Below are 1,475 nucleotides of genomic sequence, written 5' to 3' on the forward strand. Positions count from 1 at the left end.
GGCAAGAACTGTGGCAAGTGCAATCATTCGAACGATCCGGCTGCACGCTTTTGCGGCGGTTGTGGCTCGGACGTTTTGGCACCGACCGTCACTGGCAAAAGCTGCAGCAAGTGCAGCGCGGCGCTCACGCCAGGCGCGCGCTTTTGCTCCAGTTGCGGCACGCCGACCCAGCGTCAGTGCGTGAAGTGCGAAGCACCGTTGCCTGAAGGCGCCAAGTTTTGCGGCAACTGTGGGACGGCACAGCCATGAACAGCGTCCCATGCAAGCACCTGCAGCAGGGACAGGTTGCCATTTATCTCGTGATGCTGGTCGCCAGCGTCGCGGTCACACTGGGTGTCGCACTGGTGCTCTATCCGGAAGGCCAACGTCCATCTGCATTCGTTTTGTCGTTGGTGATGCTGTGCTTTGCTGAAATCGTTCTGTTCGGCTTTCCGATTTATCACACGCGACCGTCGGCCAACGGCGCTGAACCGGCATTCACCTTCGGGCTGGGTTTTCAGGCCGCCCTCGGGGTCTATGCAACCGGCGTGATCCTCCTGTGCTTTTTGGCCGGAAGCGAAGCGGTGTCGTTTCGCGCCTTGTCAATCCTTCACACCGTCTGGGCCTTGGGATTGCTGCTGGTCAGCGGACTCTGGCGGCTGGGCTCTTCAAGCGCAACGCAAACCGCTACCACGCTGAAAACGCAAAAACAGCGTTTCGCCGAGGTCAAAGTACGTCTCGACTCATTCGCCTCAAGCGTCACCCGCGACCGCGATCCGTACATGCAGCCGTTCGTCCAGTCTGTCAAGGCATTGAAAGATGACGTGATGTACGCGACCCCGGAATCGTTGCCTGGTACCGAGTCCTACGATGCATCGCTGCTGGCCGCGCTCGAGCGGCTCGGAGCCGACTACAACAACGCTCGCACGCGCAGTGATGCAGCCGACCCAAACTCTCCAGGCATTCTGGACCTCGTCGACAAGGCCCGCGCTCTGTCTGCCTTGGTCCGCGAGCGCAACGCCGCCATCCGCGCTGCGCGCTGATCCCTCCTCATCATAGAACACCACAAGATAGACATGACCGATTCCGCCATCACAACCCCGCCAGAACAGTCAGCGCCCTCGGGTCCAGACCAGTACGAGCTGGGTGTGAAGTACATGCTGGGCCGCGGGGTCTCGGCCGACCTCGGGATGGCAGCGGCTTCGTTCTTGAACGCTGCGGACCTGAATGACCCGCGCGGGTTGTACGCATCGGGAATGATGTACCTCAAGGGCGTTGGCGTGTCGGCCAGTCCCGAGATGGCGACCGACTACCTGCAGAAGTCCGCCACTTTGGGTTACGCCCCTGCCAAGAAAGTTCTCGATGCCTTGAGCCAGGGCAAAGACATTTCCAAGTTTCAGATCGTCATTCCGGCGTCCGAAGCCAATAACAACTCGGCGCCAGCACTGCAGCACGCTGACTCCAACCCGGTCACGCCAGCGCGCATCCTTGCCATC

At 60.6% G+C, this 1,475-nt stretch carries 3 protein-coding genes; all 3 read left to right on the forward strand.

Annotated features, from left to right (window positions below; translation table 11 throughout):
• On the forward strand, positions 1-249 hold a 249-nt coding region (locus QN397_RS26845; RefSeq protein ID WP_416352372.1), incomplete at its 5' end, for a double zinc ribbon domain-containing protein.
• 53 nt (positions 250-302) lie between these two features.
• Positions 303-1,022, forward strand: a complete 720-nt coding sequence (locus QN397_RS26550) for a hypothetical protein (RefSeq protein ID WP_323502513.1) — start codon at positions 303-305, stop codon at positions 1,020-1,022.
• Positions 1,023-1,055: 33 nt separating this feature from the next.
• Positions 1,056-1,475, forward strand: a 420-nt coding sequence (locus QN397_RS26555; RefSeq protein WP_416352373.1) for a tetratricopeptide repeat protein, incomplete at its 3' end; no start/stop codon positions are given.

This window comes from Variovorax sp. RTB1, assembly GCF_035018765.1.
In the GTDB taxonomy this organism is placed as follows: Bacteria; Pseudomonadota; Gammaproteobacteria; order Burkholderiales; family Burkholderiaceae_C; genus Variovorax.

Coding starts and splice junctions, on each gene's coding strand:
- QN397_RS26550 (WP_323502513.1), top strand. CDS start 303: ATGCTGGTCGCCAGCGTCGCGGTCACACTGGGTGTCGCACTGGTGCTC.